Source organism: Streptomyces caniferus (genome assembly GCF_009811555.1).
Taxonomy (GTDB): Bacteria; Actinomycetota; Actinomycetes; order Streptomycetales; family Streptomycetaceae; genus Streptomyces; species Streptomyces caniferus.
The window spans coordinates 667,006-692,669 of the sequence record NZ_BLIN01000003.1 but is presented as its reverse complement, the minus strand read 5'-3'; the positions used below and the strand labels follow the sequence as shown (position 1 = coordinate 692,669).

The window sequence follows — 25,664 nt, the reverse complement described above, 5'->3', positions numbered from 1 at the left end:
ATCGAATAGGGGATGACCTCGTTCTGGACTGGCAAGCGGGTTCGTCTGCGCGGTATCGAGCCCGAGGACTGGACGGCGTTCATGGGCTTCGCTGTCGACGAGGAGCGGTTGGGAGACCTGCTGCATCCGCCTCGGTCTGCCGAGGGGTTCTGCGCCTGGGCGAAGGAACAGGCCGTCACGAAGTCCGACGGCGACTGCTTCAGCTTGGCCGTCGAAGCCTTGGACACGGGGCAGACCATCGGGGTTGTGGGCTCGCACTACGCAGATCCGCGTGCGGGGCGGTTCGAATACGGCATCACGATGGGTGCGGGGCACCGACGCAAGGGAAGCTTCACATGCCACCCGCGGCGACACCACACGTGACCTCTTCTTCGGTGCCGGAAAGTAAGGGACCACCCCTTCCCCTTTGCACATCGCTGAGCGGGGGGAGGAACCCGGTGTCCGAGGTCACTGCACCATAGTTCAGACGGACAGCCGGCGCTCCGCAACAGGCCGGGGACTGTGCTGGTGACGTGGACCTGGCGGACAGCTGGTGAGGGCCCATCAGAGCCGTTGGGCCAGAAGGATCCGGTGCATCGGCGCGTCCAGGGTGGCGACGCGCTTCATTCCGGCTCCGGCGAACCAGTCGTCGTAATCCTGGAACGTGTACGCATCGCCGCCACCGGTGTTGGCCATGGACGCCGCGAAGAGCAGGGCGAAGCGGTCCTGAGGTGTCTTCGCCTCCCGCTCCGCGTCGAGGATCTGGTCGATGACGACGACCGTGCCCGTGGCGGAGACGGATCGGGCGGCGAGGTCCATCAACCGTTGCCCGGAGGCCGGTGTCAGCAGGTGGAAGATGTTGGCGAAGAGGAGGTGGTCATGGCCGGTGCCCCAGTCCTCGGTCCAGAAGTCACCGGACCTGACGAGGAACCGGTCCGCCACGCCGAGTCGTTGGCCCTGGGCTGCCGCCAGCGGTGCGATCCTCTCGGCGTCCAGGCCCATCGCGCACCAGGCGGGGAAGGCGCGCAGCAGCAGCTGACTGTAGAGGCCGGTCCCGCAGCCTACGTCGAGCACGGTGGCCGGTGTGCCGCCGTCTGCGCCGCGTCGGCGCAGCTCGTCGGTCAGCACATCGACGATGGGCGGGGCCCAGAAATTGATGCCGCCGACGAGTGACTCGTAGTCCCGCTCCGATATCTGGTTGTCGTTCTCCGTGCCGGTGCGGGTGCCTTGGCGCACCACCTCGCCGAGGTTGGCCCATGCGGACCAGGCGACCCTGCGGTCGTGGACCATCTTGCCCGCGATGCTGAAGACGCCCCCGGGCAGCAGGCACTCCCGCGCCGCGTCGGACAACACGTAGAGGAAGGAGTCAGTGCTGCGGATCCGGTCGATGACGTCGTACGCGTAGAGGGCGTCGAGCAGCACGCGGGTGGTCCGCGGGTCGGCGTGCAGCGAGGCGGCCAAGTCGTCGGCGGTCACCGGACGGTCCGCCAGCGCCGCGAATATCCCGGTCTCATGGGCGGCTTCGATGATGGCGGGGGCCCACAGGCCGATGAGGTGCTCGTAGAACGCGTGGGCGGTGCGGATCACCTTCTCCTCGTGGGTGGCCGAGGGCAGCAGGGAAGTGTCGACGAGCGGATGCACAGTGGTCACAGTCAATCCTGTTCGTTGTCGCCCTGGGGCATGGATGCGGCAGGAGTTCGGGGACGCAGGTCGCTCCGTTGCGTGGAGAGGTGGTCCAGTCATGCCGCGTGTGTGCGTTGCGGACCGTCGGCGGATCAGCCGGCCGGGACGCTCGCGCGTGCCGACCGGAGGGAATGCCGTCCCTCGGCGTTGACCGGGACGAGAGGGTCACGGGCGTCCTGCTCGAACGGACGGGGTATCGGATACCTGCCTTCCCCTTGCCGGTTGGCTGCGGTCCACTGCCCGCAACATCGTGAGCAGGGCGCGGTTCAGCGGTGTCGGAATGCCGTTGCGGAGGCCGGCCTCGACCACCTCGCCGGTGATGAACTCGTGCTCCAGAGGGCGCCCGGCCAGGCGGTCGTAGAGCATGGTGGTGCCGCCGTCGGCCCGGGCGGCGCGTTCGTACATGGCGAGCGTGGCCGAGACGTCGTCGGCGCCCAGGTTCGCGCCCTCGGCCCGGGCGACGGAAAGCCCCTCATCGAGGATGCCGGCGCAGAGCCGTCGGACGTCGGGGTCCGCGAAGATGCGGTTGCGCTGCTGAAGGAGGGCGGTCAGGGGGTTGGCCGCGAGATTGGCCAGCAGTTTCCGCCAGGCTGCGCTGGTGAAGTCGGCCTCCGGTGTCACCCGTAGCCCGCTGCCCCGGAACAGCGCCGCGAGCCGCCTTCCCGGCACGCCGTCGGGCACCACCAGTTGCCCGCCGGCATGGTGCACGATCCGGCCCGGTGCGACCTGCTCGGTGGAGAAGTTGAGCACCACGGGCAGGACGCAGGTGCCGGCGGCCACCAGCGGAGCGACCCGCCGGTCCTGGCCGACGCCGTTCTGCAGGACGGCGACGACCGTGCCCGGACCGACCAGGTGCCGCAACCACGGCGCAGCGCCCGCGGTGTCCTGGGCCTTGATGGCCAACAGCAGCCAGTCAAAGGGAAGCTGATCCTCGGGCCGGGTGGCGCACCGTACCGGCACGCGCAGCACGCGTCCGGCGCGGTGTACCTCGAACCCGGCGCGCGGGGTACGGGTACACAGGGTCGTGTCGAGTCCGGCGGCCTGGGCGTGCGCGGCGACAAAGCCGCCGACCGCGCCCGCGCCGATGACCGCGAGCCGCGGGGAGGCCGCCGCTGCGGCCGGAGCCGTCATGAGTCCACCGGCCGGGCGTCCGGGAGCGACACACCGGACGGATCGGGGACGTCCGGTGCAGCGGCCTGCCGCAGCAGCCCCGCCGCGGTCGGGTACCGGAGCACGTCATGGACGGTGACCTTGATGCCCAGTGCCTTCTCGATCCCGGAGACCAGGCGGGGGATCAGCAACGAGCAGCCCCCGAGGTCGAAGAAGCCGTCGTCGGGCCCGACCTCGTCGACCCGGAGGATCTCGGCGAAGAGTACGCACAGTCGAGCCTCAGGTGTGGTGCAGGGTGTGCGGTCCGATGCCGCCCCGGCCGGGTCGTCCCGCGGAAGGGAGCCGCGCGCCCAAGGCACCTCCGGGTGCGGGACGGCAACCGGGGGCACGGCGACCGTGCCGATCCGCCTGCCGGGATCGTCCGCCATCGCCTCCAGGATCCGCATCAGGCCGGTGACCAGGGCCTCGGCGGTCGCAGGGTCGTAGAGGTCGAGGCGGTGCAGGAGCGTGCCCTGGATACCGGCGGGGGTTCCGTGCTCGTCGGTGTGCTCCGTCAGGGCCACCGTGAGATCGAACTTGGCAAGGTCGAGGTCCACCGGCTCCGGGCGCACCGTCACCCCTGGCAGTTCGAGCGACGTGGTGGGGGTGTCGCGCAGATTGATCATCACCCGGAACAGGGGATGGCGGGCCGGCGAGCGGCGCGGATTGACTGCTTCCACGACGCGCTCGAAGGGCAAGGCCTGATGCGTGTAGGCCGCCAGACCTGCGTCCCGGACCCGGGCGATCAGCCGGCGGAAGTCCGGATCGCCCGAGACGTCCGTGCGCAGTACCAGGAAGTTCGCGAAGAGCCCGACCAGGTCGTCGAGGGCCGAGTCGGTTCGCCCCGCGGTCGGTGTCCCCAGCACGATGTCCGAGCCGGCGCCGAGCCGGCACAGCAGCGCCGCCAGTGCGCTCTGCAGCACCATGAAGAGACTGGCGCCGGCGGAGCGTGCCAGGTCCGCGAGTTCCCGGTGCAGCCGCGGCGGCAGGTGGAACGGGACCGATCCGCCCCGCAGGCTCGGTGCGGCCGGAGCGGGCCGGGCGCCGGGCAGCGGCAGCGCCTCCGGGATGCCCCGCAACGCCTCCGTCCAGTAGGCGCGATGCCGGGACATCGGATCCCCGGGGTCCGTGCAGTCGCCGTCCAGCATCTGCCGCTGCCACAGCGCATAGTCGGCGTACTGCACCGGTAGTGGTTGCCAACCCGGTGCGCTGCCGCGGGTACGTGCCCGGTACGCCAGGGACAGGTCACGCATGAAGGGTCCTGTCGACCAGCCGTCCCCGGCAATGTGATGAAGCATCAGGAGGAGTATGTGGTCGTCGGCCGGGCGGGTGTCCGCGCGGGGGCCGCGGTTGCCGCTCTCCGGACCGAGGACGTAATGGCGGATCCGCAGCGGCACCTCGTACGACAGGTCGAACGGCCGGCGGGTCTCGGCGGTCATGAGCTGGGGCAACTCGGCCTCGTCCACCCGCGCCCTGACCAGGTCCAGGGCGTCCCGGCCGGGCGGCAGCACGCGCTGCTCAGGCTCCCCGTGGGTGTCGGGCAGGACGGTCCGGAGGATTTCGTGCCGGTCCACGACGTCCGACAGGGCCTGGTGCAACGCCGTTTCGTCCACATCACCGGACAAGCGCAGGGCCGTCGCCATGGTGTAGTTGGCCCGTTCGTCGACCAGCCGGTCGACGAACCAGAGGCTGCGCTGCGGATACGACAGCGGCACCTTCGCAGGGCGGCCGGCGGGAACCAACGCCGGCCGAGCCGGGTGGACGCACTGGTCCAGTTCTCCGGCCAGGCCGGCCACGGTACGCGCGTCGAACAGCGTGCGCAGCGGGAGTTCGACGCCGAACAACGCCCGCAACCGGCTCACCAGCCGGGTCGCCAGCAGGGAGTTGCCGCCTGCCGCGAAGAAGTCGGTGTCGGCGCCGATCCGCTCCGCGCCCAGCACCTCTGCGAACAGGGCGGCCACCACTTCCTCCGTCGCGGTGTGCGTCCCGGCGTCGCGGCCCGCATCGTAGTGGGGTGCGGGCAGGGCGGCCCGGTCCACCTTCCCGTTCGGCGTCATCGGCAGCGCGTCCAGCAGCTCGACCGCCGACGGGACCATAAAGGAAGGGAGTGCGCGGCGCAGTCGGGCGAACAGCGCCTCCCTCAGCTGCTCGGCCGCACCTGCGGCGGTGGGGGCGTGGGCGTACCGCGACAAGCCCGGTCCGCCGCCCGCTGCCGGAGTGCGCAGACAGGTGTCGACGAGGGGGGCGTCGCCATGGGCGTCACGGTCGGCGAAGACGACATCGAGGTCTCCGTCGTCGCCCTGGCTGCTCCATGTCACGGCCAGCCGGTAGCCGTGGCGTTCCGCCAGCGCGCGGAACGTGTCGATGCGCGGTGGTCCACCGTCGGACGGCGCGCGCAGCAGCCGCAACGCCACGGCAGGCTGCGGGAGTTGGCGCAGGCGGCACATCGACCGCGCCTCGCCGGCGAGCCGGGCGTTGGGGACGCCGGTCACCCGCAACGACTCCGGCCGGGCCGCGATGCGCCGCGCCACGGTCGCCAGGGCCGCCGCGCAGTCCGCCGCCCCGTCCCAGGCCATCCGGGGTGCATCCGCCACCGACCGGGCGGAGACTGGTGTCTTGTAGAGCGTGACGTCGTATCGGTAGCGGGTGAGTTCATTGTCGGCGGGGCTGTCCTTCACCGTCGTGTGCACGCCGCCGACGGCGGGCAGGTGCGCCGGCAGCGCCGCGAAGAACTCCGGGTCGAGCAGCATTTCCGGTTCTCTGGCGAGGGCTTCGTCCACCGCGCGCAGGATCTCGTCGGAGTCCGCCCCCTCCCTGCTGTTGCAGAGTTCCACCGCGGTGCGCAGGCAGCGGGCCAGGGTGCGGTTGCGGATGTCGCCCAGGAATACCGCGCCGCCCGGCACCAGACACCGCATCGCCTGGTCGAGCACGTCCAGCAGGTAGTCGACGCCGGGGAAGTACTGCACCACCGAGTTCAGGACGATTGTGTCGAAGGAGCCCGGGGCGAACTCGCCCAGCTGGTGGGCGGGGCGGACTCGCAACTGCACCTTGCCGGACAGTTCCGGACACCGTGCCACCTGGCCGCGCAGAGTGCTGATCGCGGCGGCGGAGACATCGGTTCCGACGTACGCCGCGCAGTGCGGGGCCACCTGCGACAGGATCAGCCCGGAGCCGACTCCGACCTCCAACAGCCGGCGCGGGCGGAGTGCCAGGATGCGGTTCACCGCCGACTCGCGCCATTCCCGCATCTCGGCCAGGGGGATGGGATCCGCCGTGTAGCTGCTCTGCCAGACCGAGAAGTCTTCGCCGAATTCAGCGGTGCCCGCGCTCTCGTAGCGCGCGTCATAGGTCCGGGCCCACTCGGCGACCCGGGCCTCGTCCGCGGCCTCGTCACGGGACTCCTCGGCAGCGGAGGTCGGTACGGCGTAGGCGACGATGCGCCGGTCGCCGGGGCGGTCCTCGCGGACGGTGGCCACGGCGCGGGCGATGCGCGGATGGCCGGCCAGGGTGGCCTCGATCTCGCCCAACTCGATCCGGTGGCCCCGGATCTTGACCTGGTGGTCGGCCCGGCCGAGGAATTCGATGGTGCCATCCGCCGTCCAGCGTGCCAGGTCTCCCGTGCGGTACATCCGCTCGCCGTCCGCGAAGGGGTCGGCGACAAAGCGTTCCGCGGTCAGCGCGGAGCGGTGCAGATATCCGCGGGCGAGCCCCGCGCCGGCCAGATACAGCTCACCCGTCATACCGGGCGGCAGGGGCTGGAGGCGCGAGCCCAGCACGTACGCCCGGGTGTTGGTCATCGGGCGGCCGATGGTGACCGGGGCGGTGGGGTCGGTGCACCTGTCGAGGACCGCGAGGGTGGACCAGATGGTGGTCTCGGTGGGGCCGTAGACGTTCACCACGAAGGGTGCCAGCGCCCGCAGATCCGTCGCCAGTCCGGTGGGGAGCGCCTCGCCGCCGACGAGCACCTTCAACCGGCGCACGGTCTGCGGGCTGGTGGCGAGCAGACCCAGCCAGGTGGCCGGGGTGGCCTGCATGACCGTCGCCTCGTGGGCTTCGACGAGGGCCGCCAGGGCCAGTGGGTCCTTCGCCTGTTCTTCGGACGCCAGGAGCAGGCAGGCACCTTGTACCAGGGGCAGCAGGAGCTCCAGCTGGGCGATGTCGAATCCGATGGTGGTCACGGCCGGCAGCCGGTCCGCGGCCGTCAGCCCGACGCAGTCCTGTATCCCCGCCAGGAGGTTGACGACATTGGCGTGGCAGACCTGTACGCCCTTGGGGCGGCCGGTGGAGCCCGACGTGTAGATCACGTAGGCCGGGTGGCCGGGGGCCAGAACCGCGACGCGGTCGGTGTCCGAAGGCGGTGTCGCCGAAAGCCCGGCGGCTTGCCCCGCAAGGTGCCCGGCCACGGGTTCGCCGAGGTCGTTGAGTACGAGGGTGGGCCGGCCCTCCGGGACGAGCCCGGCGGTCCGCTCGCTGACCAGGACGACCGAAGGAGCGGCGTCGTTCAGCACATGGGCAAGGCGTTCGGCCGGGTACTGCGGGTCCAGGGGGACGTACGCGCCGCCGGCCTTGAGTACCGCCAGCAGCGCGACGAGCAGTCCGCCGGTGCGCGGCAGCGCGACCCCGACCAGCGTCTCGGGGCCCACGCCGCGGGCGATGAGCACATACGCGAGCCGGTTCGCCCGCTCGTCCAGCTGCCGGTACGTCCAACGCAGCCCGTCGTGCAGCAGAGCGGAGGCGTCCGGCATCCGCGTCACCTGGGCTTCCAGTAACTGGGGCAGGGTCGCCGGTGGCACGTTCCGTGCGGTGGCGTTCCACTCGACCAGCTGCCGCCTGCGGCTGTCCGGGCCGAGCAACTCCAGGGAGCTGACCGGGGCCGTCGGGCCCTGGGTGACCGCCGACTTCAGGTGCTCCACGAAGCCGTCCAGCAGGCTCTGGAGCGTGGCCTGGTCGAAGCATCCGGGATGGGCGTTGAAGTCGATGCGGGTCGCCGTTCCGCCGACGCCGTAGACCATCACCGCCAGGTAGTCCACCGCGCCGTTGCTGAGGTTGTGCACGGTGAAGTCGTGGCCGCCGAACGTCCAGTCGTAGTCGTACGACATCACGTTGACGGACGGTCCGAACGCGGCCGACTCCGACGCCGGGATGCCCAGGTCGCGGCGCATGTCCTCGAAGCGGTAGCGCTGGTGTCGCAGTGCGCTGCGGACGTTCGCCGACACCTCGCGGGCGAGTGCGCCGTACGTGGACTCCGGGCGCACGGCGATCTGGAGGGGCAGGACGTTGGAGACCATGCCGGGGGTGCGTTTGGAGGTCCGGGTGGTGCGGGCGGCGACGGGTAATTGGATGTTGACCGCTTCCGTGCCGGTGAGTTGGTGCAGATACGCAGCGGCCGCCGCGATGGAGATGCCGGACAGGGTGCTCCGGGAGGCGGAGCACAGGGCCCGCAGGCTCTCCCCGAGCGCGCGGGGTACCTGGCAGGTCGCGCGAAGGAAGGGCTGTTCGCGGCCGGCGGCCGGGGCGGGGGCACCGAGACCGACCGCACCCGCTTCGCGGTTCGCCAAGGTGCGGCGCCAGAACTCCCGGTCCGCCGCGAAGTCCTCGGAGTCTCGGTACGCGATGTCCTCGTCGAGCAGGTCCGCCAGGGGCGCCCGGTCCGCCGGGGGCAGGGTGCGTCCCTCCACCAGTGCCGTGTAGATCTCCGCCACCCGCCGCTCCATCAGTTGGCCGGAGTATGCGTCGGCGGCGGCGTGGTGGAGGCACTGGTACCAGAGGCAGCGGTAGGGGGCCACCTTGATCAGCGCCATCCGGAACAGCGGCCCGTTCTCCAGGTCGAGGGCCTTTTCCCGATCCTGCCGCATCCATTCCTCGGCCGCGCCGGTCGGGTCGTCGTGGTCGCTCAGGTCCAGGACCGGCAGGTCCCATTCCGGTACGGCGCGGATGCTGCGGTGGACGGTGGTTCCGATTTCCTGGAACGTCGCCCAAAAGGTTTCGGCCTCGGCGTATCCCTGTTTGATTGCCCGGGTCAGCAACGGAATATCAACGGGACCATAAAGCGTCAGGTAATGGGCGATGTTGAAGCCGATTCCGGTCGTATCCAGCTGCTGCCCGAGCCACATTTCTGCCTGTGCTGCGGATGCCCTGACCTGACGACTGCGAGCGCTCGGCAACTTGCGTCCTCCTGGTGCGGGATGGGGAAACGGGACAAAGGGGGAGCGGGGCGGGTATAGCGAGTTTCACTGACGATCGCGCCCGCGGTCAGGTGAATTGCACCGTGACGTACCGCCCGAAGCGGTTCGCTGATTCGTCGACGATCCGGATGCCCGCCTCCGCCATGAGCGCATGAAAGCCCTCACCGCTGAAGGACTGCGATTGGAATCCGTCGGCGCCGCGGAACAGGACGCCGCCGTACGGGCCGGGCTCCTCCGTCAGGTAGTCGATACCGCAGGCTGAGTAATACGCCCGACGCACCTCGGTGGTGGCGCGTTGGGCATTGAAGACGGAGACCACCGCGGTGCCACCCACCGCACGCATGGCACGCAGCAAGGCGGCCGGCTCCAGGAAGTTCCCCAGGAGGTTGAACGGAACGAGCTGAAGGGGGTGTTGACCCGGCAGTCGGGGCTGCCATTCCTCGCTGTGCAGGGCGTTCCCCTGGATCGCGGCCGCCTGCTCCGCCACCCCTTCGTCCGCGATGCGGCGGCGCAGCGCGTCGATGGCCCGGCCGTTCACATCGACGCCGAGATAGCGAACACCGGCGAACCTGGCCACTTCCAGGGCCCGGCCGTCGTAACAGCCGAGTTCGACGATGGCGTCACAGCCGTACCGGGCCACGCTTTCCCCGGCAACCAGGGACTCCATTTGGAGGAACGAGAGCAGGTCGTCCGGGAAGTGCGCAGCCCGCATGATCGCAAAAGCGCCTCGTTCGCGGTAGAAACTCTCGCTTTCGGAAGCCGGGTGCGTGGCGACAGGACCTAATTCAGTGGGAGCCATCAGTCCTCCAGGAAGGTAGGGGGATACGGGCAGCCGTTCCCTCGCGACGCTATTTATACGGTCGTTCAGTTTTCTGCTTCTGGCGACGGAAGAGTGACCTGTAAAACCATCCGGATGCAGCAGCCCCATCATCGGCATGCGACTGTAACAGCGATATCGCATTCAGTGATGTGATGCTTGTCATGGGCCATTTCGCGCGGCCTGTTCGGATGGCTGACCGGTGTCAGCGGCCGATTCGCGGAAGGGGAAGTCGCATGGCGATGCGGCGGCGCAGCACCGAGAGGTCGTGTTGGAGCGGCGAGGGCGGCACGGTCAACACCGGGCAGGTGGCGTGGGACACGCAGTAGCGCGCCACCGACGGCCACACCAACCGGCGCCAGCGTCCGCCCCGGGCCACGCCGACCACCAGGACGTCACCCGGATGGTCGGCGGCGGCCACCAGTACCTCGCCCGCCGGGCCCCGCACCGTTGTGGCGCGGTACGGGACCAGGTCGCCCACGAAGGCCGCGTCCAAGGCGGCGCGGAGCCGTTCCTCCGCCCTCCGGTGGACGGCGGCGAGGAGCGGCGGGCAGGGCGCGCGATGGCAGGCAGGGGCGCCACCGGGTGCTTCCCAAGCCAGGACCACCAGCAGTTCGGCGCCGCCGTGCCGGACCTCGCCCACCGCGCGGTGGAGCGCCGCGAGACTGCCCAGCGAACCGCTCACCCCGACCACGAACCGCCGGGTACCGGTTGTCCATGCCACGATCTCGTCCTCCTCGCGGAAGCCTTTCGCGCAAAACTCTCCGGTGGAGCCCTCTCCGGCCGCACCTCTCCAGTGGAGCCCGCCCTGGTGAAACCCGCTCCGGTACGACGGCAACGGGCGGCCGCTGCGGAACCGGCGCCGGACCGGCGGCGGTCACCGCGCCGCAGTGCTTCCCGGATGCGGAGCAGCGCCCTGGTACCCGGTCAGTTCGAGTTCCAGCAGCCACTCCACGGTTTCCGTGTGGTGACGTGCCGCGCGGGCGTCGGCACCCCACACGTACAACCCGTGCCCCGCGACGAGGACGGCCGGCACGCCGGGGTCGTGGGCGGCCTCCCACCGGTCGCCGAGCACAGTCATGTCCTGGCTGTTCTCGATGACCGGGAGGACGACCTCCTCGTCGTGCGCCGAGCGGCCGATGCCCTTCAGCATCTCCAGGTTGCGGAAGACGATCCCCCCGGGCCGCAGCCGCCCAACGGCGACCGAGGCCAGGGTGTGGACGTGGACGATGGCACCGGCACCGGTGACCCGAGCCACCCGGGCATGTAACGCGGCTTCGGCGGAGGGCCGACCAGCGCCGACCGCGGCGCCGGCTTGGTCCACCAGCACCACGTCCGCAGCGGTCAGTTCGCCCTTGTCCAGGCCGCTGGCGGTGACCGCGAGGCGCATCGGCTCGCGGTCGACGACGAGGGACAGGTTGCCCGACGTCCCGCGCATCCAGCCGAACGACGCGAAGCGGGCGGCCTCTTCGGCGAGCACGGCTCCGGCCTGCTCCAGGCTGAGATTGTGGGGGGTTCCGGCTCGTTTTGCGGTCACTGCGCTCTTCACCTTCCTCGGGACGTTTCCGGCAGCGGCCGGGCCTGGCCGACTGAGCTGCCGACCGTGATGTGGTCGAACGACCGGACTTCGGGATGGCCACCGGTGCCGTGGTCGTAGTAGGGCTCCCCCGGCCGCCGGACGCCGGCCGTGTACCAGCCCGCGGTACGGGCGGCGTCCAGTTCGGCCGGCCGGTCGGACAGGAACAGGGTCCGGCCGGGCCGGATCGCGATCGCCGCGGTGATCGTCCGGTACGCGTCGGCGGACTGCTTGGGACCGGCGTTCTCGGTGTCGAAGAACCCGTCCATCAGCGGGAGCAGGTCTCCGTTCGGGCTGTGCGCGAACCAGGCGCGCTGGGCCGCCACCGAACCCGACGAGTACACGTACTGGCGCAGACCCGCGGCCCGCCAGCGGCGGAGGACCGGCACCACGTCGTCATAGAAGTGCGAGACCAACTCGCCACGGGCGAAACCCTCCGACCACAGGATGCCTTGCAGGGTCTTGAGCGGTGTGGCCTTGCGGTCCTCGTCCAACCAGCCCGTCAGCGCCTGCTCGACGCGCGCCGCGTCCGCCTCCGGTTCACCGAGCAGTTCGCGCACCTGGTCCGTCGCACGGCGCACGTCCGACTCGTCGCCCCGCTCGACGAGCAGCCGGCCCAACCGCTCCCGCGAGTACGGGTACAGCACCTCCGTCACGAATCCGGTGGCGCTCGTGGTGCCCTCGATGTCCAGCACCACGGCGTCGGCTTCGAACTCGACGCTCATGCGGTCTGCGCCTGGACATGGCCGGCGTGGATGTCGTCGAAGCCGGGGAAGCGGGAGGCGATGCCGGAGCCGGTGAAGTTGCCGATCCAGCCGTCCTCCTCGTGGAAGAAGCGGATCGCGGTGAAGGACGGTTCGGTGCCCATGTCGAACCAGTGCGTCGTCCCCTTGGGGACGCCCAGCAGATCGCCCTTCTCGCAATACACGGCGTGCACTTCGCCCGCCACGTGCAGATAGAAGATGCCCGCCCCCGAGACGAAGAAGCGCACTTCGTCGTCGTCATCGTGGGTGTGCTCGGTGAGGAACTTCTCCCGGGCGGCACGGGCCCGCTGCGGCCAGTCCGGGGCGTCACCGGGGTGCAGGGCGACGACGTCGACGCTGGAGAAGCCCTCCTCTGAGTTCAGCCGGTCGATCTCCGTGCGGTAGGCGGTCAAGACGGTGTCACCGCCGGCGTCCGCCGGAACGTCGGCACGGACCGGCCACTGCTCGTAGCGCACCCCGAGTGGGGCGAGGGCGGCGGCGATCTCGGCGGGGTCGGCGGTACGGCGGACGACGGTCTGCGGGCCGGACTCCGGCCAGGTGGTCAGCAGCGTCATGAGGACTCCAGCGAAAGGCAGTGAGCGGAGGGCGGCATCCGGTGCAAGTGGGGTGCGGGTCAGGGGAGTTCGAAAGGCAGCGGCAGCCCGTCCAGGGCCGTGGCGCATCGGCAGGTGCGCTGCTCAGGGAGCAGCTCGACCGCCCCGAGAATGACGGACCGCAAGCGCTCGATGTTCTCCTGGAACACCTCGAAGACACTCTCCTGGTCGACACCCTCACCCGACTCGATGCCCGCGTCGTGATCGGTCACCAGCGCCACGGCGGTATAGCAGAGCCCGATTTCGCGGGCCAGTGCTGCCTCCGGCTGACCAGTCATGTTGACCAGCGACCAGCCCGCCCGGGCGTACCACTGCGACTCGGCACGGGACGAGAACCGTGGGCCCTCCACCACCACCATCGTTCCGCCGTCGTGCGCCTCGGTCCCGGCGGAGGAGGCCGCCTTGAGCACCGATTGCCGGCCCTCCTGGCAGTACGGGTCCGCGAACGGCACGTGCACCGCCCCCGTGTCGTAGTACGTCTGCACCCGTCCGCTGGTGCGGTCCACGACCTGGTCAGGCAGCACGATGCGGCCCGGACCGAGGTCCGGGCGGAGGGAGCCGACCGCGCAGGGGGCCAGAACCTGGCGCACTCCCAGGGAACGCAGCGCCCACAGGTTCGCCCGGTAGTTGATCATGTGCGGTGGGAAGCGGTGTCCCGCACCGTGCCGGGGCAGGAAGGCGACCCTCCGGCCGCCGACGACGCCCGTCGCCGGGGCGTGCGACGGGGCGCCGTAGGGCGTGTCGACGTCCACGTGCCGGGCATCGGTGAGCAGCTCGTAGAAGCCGCTGCCTCCGATGACGCCGATCTCGGCCTGCTGTGTCTGGCCCGTCATGCCTGTTCCTTGTCGTCGTTTGCGTCAATGGGTCCGTGTGGTGCGTCGGTCACTTCGCGTCGGTTACTTCGTGGAGCGCGAGCAGCGGGTGTCCGGAGAGCCGCTCGCGACCGCCGAGCCCGGCCAGCGCCACGACCACGGCCAGCCCCGCGACTTCCGCACCGCCGGCCTCCACCAGGGCAGCCGCGGCGGACAGGGTGCCCCCGGTGGCCAGCACGTCATCGACGCACAGCACCCGCTCGCCGGGCGCGATCGCCCCCTTCTGCAGCTCCAGCCGGTCGGAGCCGTACTCCAGGTCGTAGGCGGCCTCATACACCGGGCCGGGCAGCTTCCCCGGCTTACGGGCCAGCGTGAGCGGGACGCCCGCGAGGACGGCCAGCGCCGAGCCGAGCACGAACCCACGGGACTCCACCGCGAGGATCCGGTCGAAGCCGGCGCCGAGGTGCCGCGTGACGTGACCGGCGAGCTGGGCCAGCAGCCCCGGCTCGGCATACACCCCGGCGAGGTCGCGGAAGACGACCCCCGGCTCCGGGCAGTCCGGGAACGAGGTCAGCAGGGCCGCGATCCGGTCTGACGGCGACGCGTCGACCACGGTGTCGGCCGACGTGCCGCGTTCCGCCGCACGTCCGCCGGACACCGTCCGCCGCTCCGACACGATCGCTGTGATCAGACGGGCGGGAGTGACGTCGAACGCCGGGTTGTAGACGCCCGCGTCGACGGGCGCCGCGGCCGTCCCCGCGTAGTGGGTGACCTCCGCGGGATCGCGTTCCTCGATGACGATCCCGGATCCGTCGGGCAGCGTGCGGTCCCAGGTCGACTCGGGCGCGACGACGAGGAAGGGAATGCCGTGGTGCGCGGCGGCGACGGCGAGGGTATAGGTGCCGATCTTGTTCGCCGTGTCGCCGTTGTCCGCGATCCGGTCCGCCCCCACCAGGACGCAGTCCACCAGCCCCTGGGCCATGGCGGCCGCCGCGGCGGAATCGACGCATATCCGGTAGGGGACCGCGGCCTCGCCCAGCTCCCAGGCCGTCAGCCGGGCCCCTTGGAGTAGCGGACGGGTCTCGTCGACCAGGACCTCCGCCACACAGCCGCGTTCGGCCAGTTCGAGGATGGTGCCGAGTGCCGTTCCCACGGCGGCGGTGGCGAGCCGGCCGGTGTTGCAGTGGGTGAGCAGGCGCAACGGGCGGTCGGGGGTGAGCGACCGCACCAGATCCGCCGCCCGCCGGGCCGCCGCGCCGTTGACCGCGGCATCCTCCGCCAACATCGCCGTCGCCTCGGCCAGTACGGCCTCGGGCCCCTCGGCGAGCCGGCCGAGGGCCCGCCGGACGCCCCACGCGAGGTTCACCGCCGTCGGGCGCGCCTGCGCCAGGCGCGCCGCGTCGGCCTCCACCGCTGCCGCGCCGGTCTCACCCGCAGCTCGGTGAAGGTGCGCGGATAAGGCCACGCCCAGCGCACCGGCGAGGCCGATCGCCGGCGCTCCCCGGATGGCCAGGGACTGGATGGCGCCGATGAGTTCGGCTACCGACGTGATGCGCAACAGACGGTACTCGCGCGGCAGTACGCGCTGATCGACGGCGACGATCGCCTCGCCGTCCCAGTGCAGTGAGGTCTTCACGCGTTCCCCTCCCCGGCCTGGGCCCCTACGGCCCGCCGCAGTGCCTCGACGCGGTCGGTGCGCTCCCAGGTGAAGTCCGGCAGGTCGCGGCCGAAATGGCCGTACGCGGCGGTCTGCGCGTAGATCGGACGCAGCAGGTCCAGGTCCCGGATGATGGCGGCCGGCCGCAGGTCGAAGACCTCGCCGACGGCTCGCGCGATCCGGTCCGCGCCGAACTTCTCGGTGCCGAAGGTCTCGACGAACAGCCCGACCGGCTCGGCCTTCCCGATGGCGTAGGCGACCTGGACCTCACAGCGCGTCGCAAGCCCCGCGGCCACTACGTTCTTGGCGACCCAGCGCATCGCGTACGCGGCGCTGCGGTCCACCTTGGACGGGTCCTTGCCGGAGAAGGCACCGCCGCCGTGCCGGGCCATTCCGCCATAGGTATCGATGATGATCTTCCGGCCGGTCAGTCCGGCGTCTCCCATGGGACCGCCGATCTCGAACCTCCCGGTGGGATTGACGAGCAGCCGGTGGCCCTCGGTGTCCCACTCGACGCCTTGGTCCCGCAGAGTGGTCAGCTCGGGCCGGACGACCGACAGGAGCACGTCCTCGGCGAGGGCGTCCTGGCCCACCTCCGGCGCGTGCTGGGAGGAGACGACGACGGTGTCCAGCCGCACCGGCCGGTCACCGTCGTACTCGATGGTGACCTGCGTCTTGCCGTCCGGTCGCAGGTAGGGCAGCGTCCCGTCCTTGCGCACCTGCGCCAGCCGGCGGGACAGCCGGTGCGCCAACGTGATGGGCAGCGGCATGAGTTCCGGCGTCTCGTCACAGGCGTAGCCGAACATCAGGCCCTGGTCGCCCGCTCCCTGCTGGTCCAGTGCATCGTTCCCGACGCCCGCGGCCGACGCCGCGCCCCGGACCTCGTACGAGGAGTCAACCCCTTGGGCGATGTCCGTGGACTGGGCGCCGAGGGACACCGAGATGCCGCAGGACGCGCCGTCGAAGCCCTTCGCGGAGCTGTCGTAACCGATCTCCAGGACCTTCTCGCGCACCAACGCCGCGATGTCGGCGTACGCCGTGGTGGAGACCTCCCCGGCCACGTGCACCATGCCGGTGGTGATCAGCGTCTCCACCGCGACCCGGGAGGCCGGGTCCTCCTTCAGCAGTGCGTCCAGCACGGTGTCGCTGATCTGGTCAGCGATCTTGTCCGGGTGACCTTCGGTCACCGATTCCGACGTGAACAGACGGCGAGTCATGGGTTCTCCAAAAGCGTGACAACGGGAAGACGCTGAGCGAACCGGCGCAGGGGAAAGCGGCAGGCGTGTTCACGGGAAGCGCACGGTGAGGCAACGCCCGTACCGGTTGGCCGTCTCCTCCAGTACCCGGGCCCCACAGGCCCGCAGGAGCGCGGACATGCCGTCGGTGCTGAAGGACTGGGACCGGAACCCGTCGGCGCCGCGGAACAGCACCCCGCCGTGCGAACCCTCGTCCTGCTCCAGCATCTCGATACCGCAGGCCGCGTAGTACTCCCGGCGCACCTCGGTGGTCCAGGGGGCTTCGTTGAACACGGAGATCACCGCCGTACCACCCACCGACCGCACACTGTGCAGCACCTGCTCAGGCTCCGGGAAGTTGCCGATCAGGTTGAACGGCAGGAGGTAGAGGGGATGGGGGCCCGACAGCTGGTGCGACCAGGTCTCCGGCTTGAGGACGTTGCCGATCAGGGTTTCGGCCTTCCCCTCCAGGGCTTCGTCGTTGATCCGCCGCCGCAGAGCGGCGATGGCGCGCCCGTTGACGTCGACCCCTAAGTAGCCGACGCCCGCGGCGCGGGCGACCTCCAGCGCCCGGCCGTCGTAACAGCCGAACTCCACCAGGGCATCACAGCCGTACCGGGCGGCGGCGCCGAGCGTGACCAGGCTCTCCATCTGCAGGAAGAACAGGACTTCGTCGGGGAAGTGGGCCGCCCGCATGATCGCGGCGGCTCCTCTTGCGCTGTAGAACTCCTCGCTGCTCGCTGTCTCGCCTGCAGGTTGGGTGCGAAGTTCGCCGGTACGCAATCTGTTCTCCCTTGGCATGAGCTGGTTCTTCTTGACAGGCGTGGGAACCGCTACGTCCACGAGGGACGCTTGACAAGCGCTCCGCAGAGCATCAGCAGTCGGTGGTGCTGCTCGGGGGCGGTCAGGATCCCGATGTCCTCCACTGGGTTGCCGTCCACAGCGAGGAGGTCTGCACGGGCTCCGGGGGCCACCCGGCCGAGGGTGTCCTCGGCCCGCAGCAGCCGCGCCGCGACGGAGGTGGCGGAGCGGATGATGTCGAGGGGCTTCACCACCTCCGCGCGCAGCCGGAACTCGGTGAGCTGGTGGCGCTGCATCGCGCCGAGGAGGTCGGTCCCGAAGGCGATCTGCACCCCGTTGCGGTACGCGGTCTCCAGCCCCTGGAGCGAGGCGTCCAGCACCTCGAAGACCTTGCCGTTCCGGTTGCCCGGCCCGGACTTGGCGCGTTCCACATCGGCCAGCGCCGAGTACGTCACCAGCGTCGGCACGAGGTAGCTACCGGTCTCGTTGAAGAGCCGCGAGGTGGCGTCGTCGAGGAAGTTCCCGTGCTCGATCGACCGGACGCCGCAGCGCAGTCCGCGTTCGATGGCGCGCGGTGTGTAGGCGTGCGCGGCGACGTACCGGTTGGCGGCGGTGGCCTCCTCGACGACCGCGGTGATCTCCTCGATGGAGAACTGCGTGCTGTCGATGCGGTCAGTGGGTGAGGTGACGCCGCCGCTGATGACTATCTTCAGGTGGTCGGCCCCCTTGCGGAGCTCGTCACGAGCCGCGGCCCGGCACTGGCTGACGCCGTCGCAAACCCGGCCGAAGCCGGGGCAGCAGTAGCCCGGATCGGGGGAGTCGTCGCCCCGGTGCCGGACGTCGCCGTGACCGCCGGTCTGGGACAGCGCCTTGCCGCCGAACCGCAGCTGGGATCCGGTGAGCAGCCCCGCATGCTGTGCCTGCGCGATGCCGAAGTCGGCACCCCCGCAGTCGCGCACGGTGGTGAAGCCCCGGTACAGCATGGTTTCCAGGGCACGGGCCGCGTGCAGCGCCGCGTACGACGGGGAGAGCCCCGGCAGCGCCGCGAGGTCCCCCTCGGCCGCCGCGACGTGTACATGGGCGTCGATCAGTCCGGGCAGCACGACGCTGCCGCGCAGATCGACGACGGGGGCCTCGCGGTGGGTGGTTTCCTTGCCCCCCACCTCGGCGATGGTGCCGTCCACGACGAGGATGCGTCGGTCGGGGGTCAGGTCGCCGGACTCGGGGTCGAGTACGGTGGCGTTGGTCAACAGCCAGGTGCGGGGCGTGCTCTGCACGGGCATCGTCCCTCCTCACATGGAGTCATGGGAAGTCACAGGATTCAGGGGAAGGTGAAGGGGGTGCCTTGTGGCGTCAGGGGGAGCGGGGCGCGTCGGCCGGCGTGAAATGCGCGGCCGTGTCCGGTGCGGGACCGGGCGGCGCGGCCGACGGCAGGGCGATGTCTTCCAGGGTCCGCCCCTTGGTCGAGACACCGAAGGCGAGGATCGCCAGAGCCCCGACGAGCAGGGCGGCGGCGGTCATCACGAAGACGCCGGTGAAGCCCAGCGTGGGGTAGGCGGACCCGATGATGAGGGGAGCCGCGATGCCCCCCACCCGTCCGAAGGCCGAGGCCGCGCCCACTCCCTGTGCGCGGATCACCGTCGGGTACACCTCGGGGGTGTAGGCGTAGATGGAGGCGTACACCCCGTTCATGAAGAACGACAGCATGGCCCCGTAGACCATGACCTGGGCGGAGATTCCGGACGAGGACAGCAGAGCGGCGGAGACGGCCCCGCCGCCCAGGCACACTCCGATCGTCCACTTGCGGTCCATCACGTCGTTGAGCAGCGCGGCCACGTAGTAACCCGGTATCTGTGCCAGGTAGATGACGATCGAGTAGCTGAAGCTCTTGGTGATCGTCAGCCCGCCCTCCGCCAGCAGGGTCGGCACGAACGTGAAGAACCCGTAGAAGGCAAAGGTGTTGACCAGCCACAGCAGCCACAAGGGAGCTGTCCGGCGGGCGAGTCCACCCCGCCACAGGGCCGCCAGCCCCTGCAACACGGTGGGTGGGGGCGTGCGCGGCGGGACGGGCGCGGGGGCGCTCGGCGGGACGGGCGGCAGTTCGCGGCCTAGCGCGGACACCGCCTGTGCCTCCAGTTCGTCGACCACCCTGCGGGCCTCGTCCTCGCGGCCGACGGCGACCAGGAAGCGCGGCGACTCGGGGACGGAACGACGCCACCACAGCAGCATCAGCACCGGCAATGTGCAGATGACCTGTACGATCCGCCAGCCGTCGGCGGAGGCCGGCACGACGAAGCGCCCCAGCAGGGCGGCCATGACGTAGCCGAACGAGAAGAAACCCGCGAGTCCGCCCACGAACCGTCCGCGCAACCTGCCCGGAGCGAATTCCGAGAGGAACGACGGAATGATCACGGATTCGGATCCGGTGCCCACTCCGGCGAGCACCCGGGCGGCGAAGAAGAATTCCCAGTTCGGGGCGAATGCGGCGAGGAGGGTTGCGGTGCAGTACAGGGTCAGCGCCCACATCATGACCCGGCGACGGCCCACCCGGTCACCGACGATTCCGGCCAGCAGGGCCCCCACCAGGTAGCCCATCAGGGTTGAACTGCCCAGCAGGCCGGTCTGGGCGGAACTGAGGTGCCACTCCGCACTCGCACTGGGCAGGAGGAAGGCGAGTGACGCCACGTCGAGCCCGTCGAATGTCAGTCCCAGTCCACCCATCACCAGTAATCGGTAATGTGCGCGACAGAGGGGGATGCGCTCAAGTCGAGCGATCACATCAGAAATGACAGGCCCTTTCTCGAACTGAGAGTCCGTGACACCGGCGGAGCTGTCGCTCCCGGCCGACGAAATGGCATGTCGGACAACGGAGTTGGGGCTTCCGGTGAGCCGGATCGGACATGGGTCATGCTGGCATGCCGAACAACATATAGTGCACGAGCGACTTCCATGCAAGGGACGTTGCATCGGAGGGGCGATGGTCGCCGCCCGAGCGGGCTCCTGGGGACGGCGTCCATGCCCTTGTCGGGACTGCGCTCACGCCGAGTCCGTGTCGCGTGGGCTCCGGGCCGAACGGAGAGAGGAAGCAGACATGTCACAAGTCCGTGAATGGCTCGCTGAGTTGCGGAAGGGGCACACCGCTTCACCGAAGATCGCGACGGTGCTGGACGTGATCGCCGGTCAGCCGCGCCTGGCGTCCTACGCATCGGCGGCCGAGGTCGCCGAGCGGGCGGGGGTGAACACCGCGACCGTGGTCCGGGCCGCCCAATCGCTGGGCTTCGACGGTTGGCTGAGCCTCCGCGCCGAAGTGCGGTCGCGGTACCTGGCGTCCTTGACCGCGCTGGAGATCCTGGCCGAACGGGCCGACCGCTCGGAGCGGGCCTCTGCGCGGGCCCTGCGACAGGACATCGCCAGCCTCACCCTGCTGGCGCGAAGCCTGGATCCGACGGCGGTCGAGGCGTTCGCGGCGGCCATCGCGGGCGCCGACCGGACCGTAGTCGTCGCGGTCGGGAGCTATGCGGGCGTCGGCGCGCCGCTGGCCCATCTGTCCGCCGTGATGGGCTACCCGGTGGTCATGGAGAGCCAGGGTGGCGTCCATCTCGCCAATGAACTTGGCCGGATGTCGCCCCGCAGCTGTCTGGTCGTCGTCTCTTTCTGGCGGCTGCACAAAGAGGTGCTACGGGCGGCGCGGGTCGCCGGCAGCCGCGGCGCCACCGTGTGCGTCATCACCGACAGCTCCACCTCGCCACTGGCTGAGATCGCCACCCACATGCTCACGGTGCCGTCGGAGAGCGGCAGTTGGTTCCCCTCGATAGTGGCCGGTGTCTGTGCGGCCAACGCGGTCGTCGCGGAGCTGGAGCGGCGGGGCGGTGCGACGGTGTCCGCCGCCCTCACCAACATGGGGAAGATCTGGCAGGAAATGGACCTGCAGCACGAGAGCTAGCGCTCCGCCTTCCCGCCGCGGTGCGGGGTGCGTGCGAGGCGGGCCGGCCGTCCCCCGGGGCGACCGGCCCGCCCACCCGCCTCGCGCCCCGGGACGCTGGTTGTCAGGCGTGAGCGCGAATGGCAACATGCATTGCACTTCCCGACGCGTGAACCATGCATTGCATCGCGTGAGCCTCGGACCCGCACCAGGAGCCCTGGCCCGGTCGCCCGCAGGAAAGGCAGTTCATGAGCCCGAACCACCGCCTGTCCGCCTTCAACACCACGATCTTCGCCGAGATGTCCGCGCTCGCCGCCGCCACCGACGCGATCAACCTCGGCCAGGGATTCCCCGACACCGACGGGCCGCCGGAAATACGTGAGGCCGCCGTGTGCGCCATCCGCGAGGGCCGGGGTAACCAGTACCCCCCAGGGCCCGGAATCCCTGAGTTACGCCAGTCGATCGCCCACCACCAGTTCCACTGGTACGGCCTGTCCTACGACCCGGAGGCGGAGGTACTGGTCACGGCCGGAGCGACCGAAGCCCTCGCCGCCGCCCTCCTGGCCCTGGTTGAACCCGGTGACGAAGTGCTCGTCCTGGAGCCGTACTACGACTCGTACGCGGCCTGCATCGCCCTCGCCGGCGGCACCCGGGTACCCGTGACACTGCACGCGGGCGCGGACGGCTTCACGCTGGACCTCGACGAACTGCGCGCTGCGGTCACCCGCCACACCAAGGTGATCCTGCTCAACACGCCGCACAACCCGACCGGCACAGTCCTCGCCCGGGACGAGCTATCGGCCATCGCCGAACTGGCCTGCGAGCACGACCTGTTGGTCATTTCCGATGAGGTCTACGAGCACCTCGTATACGGCAACCGGCAGCACCTCCCCATCGCCACCCTGCCCGGCATGCGCGAACGAACCCTGACGATCAGTTCCTCGGGGAAGACCTTCTCCTTCACGGGATGGAAGGTCGGCTGGGTGACCGGTACGCCGGAGCTCGTGGCGGAGGTACGTTCCGTGAAGCAGTTTCTGACCTACGTCAGCTCCGGGCCCTTCCAGTACGCCATCGCGGAGGCATTGCGGCTTCCCGACACCTACTTCAAGGAGCTCCGCGACGAACTGGCCGGAAAGCGCGACCTGATGGTCACCGGGCTCCGCGAAGCCGGCTTCACCGTCCTCCCGCCGCGCGGCACCTACTTCGTCACCGCCGACATCCGCCCGCTCGCCGCTGCCGGTGTCCCCCAGTGCGAGGACGGACCGGCTTTCTGCCGTTCCCTCCCCGAACGCAGCGGTGTGGTCGCGATCCCCAACTCGGTCTTCTACGACAGCACCGAGGGCGCACCGTTCGTCCGTTTCGCCTTCTGCAAGCGGCGCGGCACCCTGGATGAGGCCGTCCGGCGCCTGCGGAACCTGGGCCGCTGATGTCCACCACCCAAGGAAGTGCGACGCCCGTGAGCGGGCCGTCGGCCGGCCTCACGGAGCTTCCCGGCAGCCTGCCCGCCCCCGCCTCACGCCGGCGCTCCTTCCGGCGGGGCCCCCTCCCCGTACTCATCGCCGCCCTCACGTGGGGCACCACCGGCACGGCCGCACACTTCGCCCCCACTGCCGCCTCACCCTTGGCCATCGGTGCGGTCACCATGGGCTGCGGCGGTCTGATCCTCCTCGCCCTGGCGGGCCGATCGGTCCTTCCCCTGCTCCGCGCCGGTCGCCGCGCTCTCCTCACCGCCCTCGCGGGCGCGCTCTGCGTCGCGATCTATCCCCTGGCCTTCTACTCGTCGATGGCCATCGCGGGCGTGGCGATCGGCACGGTGGTGTCCATCGGATCCTCGCCCGTCTTCGCGGTCCTGATCGAGCGCGTACTGGACGGTTCCCGGCTCAACGCCAGATGGGCCGCCGCCACTGCGGTGTCGGCCATCGGAGTCGTGTTTCTGGTCAACGGCCATCACGGTGCGGGCGACCAAACGCAGAGCCTGGCCGCGGTGGCGGGTGGGACGGCACTCGGACTGGTCGCGGGAGCCACGTACGCCGGCTACTCGTACGCCGCCGGCCGGTTGATGCGCCAGGGAGCCGCTTCCCGCCCGGTCATGGGGCTCATCTTCGGCGGCGGCGCAGTGCTGCTGCTGCCGGTCCTCGTGCTCACCGGCGGCCCCCTGTTCCAGTCAGCAAGCGGCCTGGTGGTCTCGGCATACCTCGCAGTGGTGCCCATGTCGTTGGCCTATGTGCTCTTCGGCATCGGCCTGTCCAGGGTCTCCGCCAGCACGGCCACGTCCCTGAGCCTCGTCGAGCCGGTGGTCGCTGCCGTGCTCAGCGTGCTGGTGGTCGGCGAACACCTGGGCCTAGCAGCCTGGGGCGGTGTCGCATTGGTCGGCGCCGGGGTGCTCCTGCTGGGGATGTCCGCATAGCCGTCGACCAGCTGCCCGCCACCGAACGGTTCGGTCGGCGCGAGGAGATCTGTCCTTAACGTGACCTTACGGGCGCGTTCGGGCAGGCGGCCAACTCCTGGGTAGGGGCTGCCTGTTCCGCCTCTACGACGGCGAGCTGCCAGCACATCTTCTTCGTCACACAGTCTGTGAGGTAGGTGCACCGGTCGCCGGAGAACGAGGGTAGACACTGGGCCGGGTCTCGGTTTCCCTTCGGTCTATTTGTCGCCGCCGATACCACCCGCAGGGACCGCGGATCACCGAGTCGTTCGCGTAGCGCTTCCGCTCGGCCGCAGACCACGTCGAAGCGCCGGAGCCCCAGGGTTCGGCCAGCGGCACGACGCGGTGGATGTCTAGCTTGTGTGCGTCGTCCGGGCAGGGGTCGACGGGGTCGTTCGGTCCGCTACTGGTCCGGGAGAATTCGCTTGAGACGCCAATCGTGGCGCGAGGTGCTGAGGCGATCGCGGAGAGTAGCGCAGGTGCAGTCGGTTGCCTGGAGTGGAACGGAGTCTCCGGGCAACCGACTTGAGACCTCTAGAAGAACCCGAGTTTCTTCGGACTGTATGAAACAAGAAGGTTCTTCGTCTGCTGATAGTGATCCAGCATCATCTTGTGGTTCTCCCGTCCGATGCCGGACTGCTTGTAGCCGCCGAAGGCCGCATGTGCGGGGTAGGCGTGGTAGCAGTTGGTCCACACCCGGCCGGCCTGGATGGCACGGCCCGCGCGGTAGGCGGTGGAGCCGTCGCGGGTCCAGACGCCGGCGCCGAGTCCGTAGAGCGTGTCGTTGGCGATGCCGATCGCGTCGTCGAAGTCGCTGAACGGGGCCACGGCGACCACCGGGCCGAAGATCTCCTCCTGGAAGACCCGCATCTCGTTGTTGCCCTCGAAGATCGTCGGGCGGACGTAGTAGCCGCCCTCCAGCTCGCCGCCGAGTTCGGCGCGGGAGCCGCCGGTCAGGATGCGGGCGCCCTCCTTCTGGCCGATGTCCAGGTAGGAGAGGATCTTCTCCAGCTGGTCGTTGGAGGCCTGGGCGCCGATCATGGTGTCGGTGTCCAGCGGGTGCCCCTGGACGATCTTCTCCGTGCGGGCCACGCCGGCCTCCAGGAAGTCCTGGTAGTGGCCGCGCTGGATCAGTGCCCTGGACGGGCAGGTGCACACCTCGCCCTGGTTGAGGGCGAACATGGTGAAGCCTTCCAGCGCCTTGTCGTGGAAGTCGTCCGCCGCGGACGAGACGTCGTCGAAGAAGATGTTGGGGCTCTTGCCGCCGAGTTCGAGCGTCACCGGCCGCAGGTGCTCGGACGCGTACTGCATGATCAGACGGCCGGTGGTGGTCTCGCCGGTGAACGCGACCTTGGCGACCCGGGGGCTGGACGCCAGCGGCTTGCCGGCCTCGGCGCCGAAGCCGTTGACGATGTTGACCACGCCGGGCGGCAGCAGATCCGCGACCAGGCTCATCCAGAAGTGCACGGACGCGGGGGTCTGTTCGGCCGGCTTGAGGACGACGGCGTTGCCGGCGGCCAGCGCCGGGGCGAGCTTCCAGGTCGCCATGAGGATGGGGAAGTTCCAGGGGATGATCTGGGCGACGACGCCGAGCGGCTCGTGGAAGTGGTACGCGACGGTGTCCTCGTCGATCTCCGACAGGGAGCCTTCCTGGGAGCGGATGGCACCCGCGAAGTAGCGGAAGTGGTCGATGGCGAGCGGGAGGTCGGCCGCCAGGGTCTCGCGTACCGGCTTGCCGTTCTCCCAGCTCTCCGCGACCGCCAGGGCCTCCAGGTTCTGTTCCATCCGGTCGGCGATCTTGTTGAGGACGGCGGCGCGTTCGGCGGCGGACGTACGGGCCCAGCCGGGCGCGGCCGCGTGCGCCGCGTCCAGCGCTCGCTCGACGTCCTCGGCCGTGCCCCGCGCGACCTCGGTGAACGGCTGCCCGTTGACCGGGGTCGGGTTCTCGAAGTACCGGCCCAGTGCCGGCGCCACGAACTCGCCGCCGATCCAGTGGTCGTAGCGGGGCAGGTAGCTCATGACGGCATCGGCGGAACCCGGGCTGGCGTAACGGGCCATGGTGCGGC

19 protein-coding genes are annotated in these 25,664 nt (G+C 70.2%); 4 read left to right on the top strand and 15 right to left on the bottom strand.

Features of this window, described 5'->3' with window-relative positions; all coding sequences use genetic code 11:
• The first annotated feature begins 12 nt into the window (after positions 1 to 12).
• The gene (locus Scani_RS11780; RefSeq protein ID WP_159473477.1) at positions 13 to 363 is read left to right on the top strand and encodes a GNAT family N-acetyltransferase; all 351 of its coding nucleotides are present in this window, start codon (positions 13 to 15) and stop codon (positions 361 to 363) included.
• A 180-nt stretch (positions 364 to 543) separates the two neighbouring features.
• On the opposite strand, the gene Scani_RS11775 is transcribed toward Scani_RS11780, so the two are convergent.
• The 14 genes from Scani_RS11775 to Scani_RS11710 form a co-directional block, all read right to left on the bottom strand.
• Positions 544 to 1,629 (bottom strand): class I SAM-dependent methyltransferase, encoded by a 1,086-nt coding sequence (locus Scani_RS11775; RefSeq protein WP_246295711.1) that lies wholly within the window; start codon positions 1,627 to 1,629, stop codon positions 544 to 546.
• Positions 1,630 to 1,827: 198 nt separating this feature from the next.
• Positions 1,828 to 2,793 (bottom strand): 2-dehydropantoate 2-reductase, encoded by a 966-nt coding sequence (locus Scani_RS11770; protein ID WP_159473470.1) that lies wholly within the window; start codon positions 2,791 to 2,793, stop codon positions 1,828 to 1,830.
• A complete protein-coding gene (locus tag Scani_RS11765) occupies positions 2,790 to 8,975 on the bottom strand; it encodes a non-ribosomal peptide synthetase (RefSeq protein WP_281391907.1) in 6,186 nt (2,061 codons plus the stop codon). The genes Scani_RS11770 and Scani_RS11765 overlap by 4 nt, the downstream gene beginning before the upstream one ends.
• Positions 8,976 to 9,063: 88 nt before the next feature.
• Positions 9,064 to 9,708: a class I SAM-dependent methyltransferase gene (locus Scani_RS11760; RefSeq protein ID WP_246295709.1), complete on the bottom strand. Its 645-nt coding sequence runs from the start codon at positions 9,706 to 9,708 to the stop codon at positions 9,064 to 9,066.
• A 310-nt stretch (positions 9,709 to 10,018) separates the two neighbouring features.
• Positions 10,019 to 10,537 (bottom strand): universal stress protein, encoded by a 519-nt coding sequence (locus Scani_RS11755; RefSeq protein ID WP_159473464.1) that lies wholly within the window; start codon positions 10,535 to 10,537, stop codon positions 10,019 to 10,021.
• 153 nt (positions 10,538 to 10,690) lie between these two features.
• Complete coding sequence (mtnB, locus tag Scani_RS11750; protein ID WP_159473461.1) at positions 10,691 to 11,350, bottom strand: methylthioribulose 1-phosphate dehydratase; 660 nt, start codon at positions 11,348 to 11,350, stop codon at positions 10,691 to 10,693.
• 8 nt (positions 11,351 to 11,358) lie between these two features.
• Positions 11,359 to 12,114: an acireductone synthase gene (mtnC, locus tag Scani_RS11745; RefSeq protein WP_159473458.1), complete on the bottom strand. Its 756-nt coding sequence runs from the start codon at positions 12,112 to 12,114 to the stop codon at positions 11,359 to 11,361.
• Entirely contained in the window at positions 12,111 to 12,707 is a 597-nt protein-coding gene (locus tag Scani_RS11740; RefSeq protein WP_159473455.1) for a 1,2-dihydroxy-3-keto-5-methylthiopentene dioxygenase, read from the bottom strand. The genes mtnC and Scani_RS11740 overlap by 4 nt, the downstream gene beginning before the upstream one ends.
• Before the next feature lie 59 nt (positions 12,708 to 12,766).
• Positions 12,767 to 13,579 (bottom strand): S-methyl-5'-thioadenosine phosphorylase, encoded by an 813-nt coding sequence (locus Scani_RS11735; RefSeq protein ID WP_159473452.1) that lies wholly within the window; start codon positions 13,577 to 13,579, stop codon positions 12,767 to 12,769.
• Between the two features lie 49 nt (positions 13,580 to 13,628).
• Positions 13,629 to 15,194 (bottom strand): S-methyl-5-thioribose-1-phosphate isomerase, encoded by a 1,566-nt coding sequence (gene mtnA, locus Scani_RS40395; protein WP_159473449.1) that lies wholly within the window; start codon positions 15,192 to 15,194, stop codon positions 13,629 to 13,631.
• Positions 15,191 to 16,432, bottom strand: a complete 1,242-nt coding sequence (gene metK, locus Scani_RS11725) for a methionine adenosyltransferase (RefSeq protein ID WP_159473446.1) — start codon at positions 16,430 to 16,432, stop codon at positions 15,191 to 15,193. The genes mtnA and metK overlap by 4 nt, the downstream gene beginning before the upstream one ends.
• Before the next feature lie 69 nt (positions 16,433 to 16,501).
• Positions 16,502 to 17,146: a class I SAM-dependent methyltransferase gene (locus Scani_RS11720; protein WP_246295707.1), complete on the bottom strand. Its 645-nt coding sequence runs from the start codon at positions 17,144 to 17,146 to the stop codon at positions 16,502 to 16,504.
• Between the two features lie 137 nt (positions 17,147 to 17,283).
• Positions 17,284 to 18,534 (bottom strand): metal-dependent hydrolase family protein, encoded by a 1,251-nt coding sequence (locus Scani_RS11715; RefSeq protein ID WP_159473440.1) that lies wholly within the window; start codon positions 18,532 to 18,534, stop codon positions 17,284 to 17,286.
• A 70-nt stretch (positions 18,535 to 18,604) separates the two neighbouring features.
• Positions 18,605 to 19,972 carry an MFS transporter gene (locus Scani_RS11710; RefSeq protein ID WP_159475788.1) on the bottom strand — a complete coding sequence of 456 codons (1,368 nt, stop codon included), beginning with the start codon at positions 19,970 to 19,972 and terminating at the stop codon, positions 18,605 to 18,607.
• 370 nt (positions 19,973 to 20,342) lie between these two features.
• Between Scani_RS11710 and Scani_RS11705 the strand changes: the two genes are divergently transcribed.
• The 3 genes from Scani_RS11705 (at position 20,343) to Scani_RS11695 (ending at position 23,580) form a co-directional block, all read left to right on the top strand.
• Positions 20,343 to 21,194, top strand: coding sequence for a MurR/RpiR family transcriptional regulator (locus tag Scani_RS11705; RefSeq protein WP_159473437.1), 852 nt, complete (start codon positions 20,343 to 20,345; stop codon positions 21,192 to 21,194).
• Positions 21,195 to 21,421: 227 nt separating this feature from the next.
• Positions 21,422 to 22,600 (top strand): pyridoxal phosphate-dependent aminotransferase, encoded by a 1,179-nt coding sequence (locus Scani_RS11700; RefSeq protein ID WP_159473433.1) that lies wholly within the window; start codon positions 21,422 to 21,424, stop codon positions 22,598 to 22,600.
• Positions 22,601 to 22,629: 29 nt separating this feature from the next.
• Entirely contained in the window at positions 22,630 to 23,580 is a 951-nt protein-coding gene (locus tag Scani_RS11695) for a DMT family transporter (protein WP_246295704.1), read from the top strand.
• A gap of 552 nt (positions 23,581 to 24,132) precedes the next feature.
• Here the strand turns inward: Scani_RS11695 and adh are convergent.
• A complete protein-coding gene (adh, locus tag Scani_RS11690; RefSeq protein WP_159473426.1) occupies positions 24,133 to 25,656 on the bottom strand; it encodes an aldehyde dehydrogenase in 1,524 nt (507 codons plus the stop codon).
• Positions 25,657 to 25,664 lie beyond the last annotated feature (8 nt).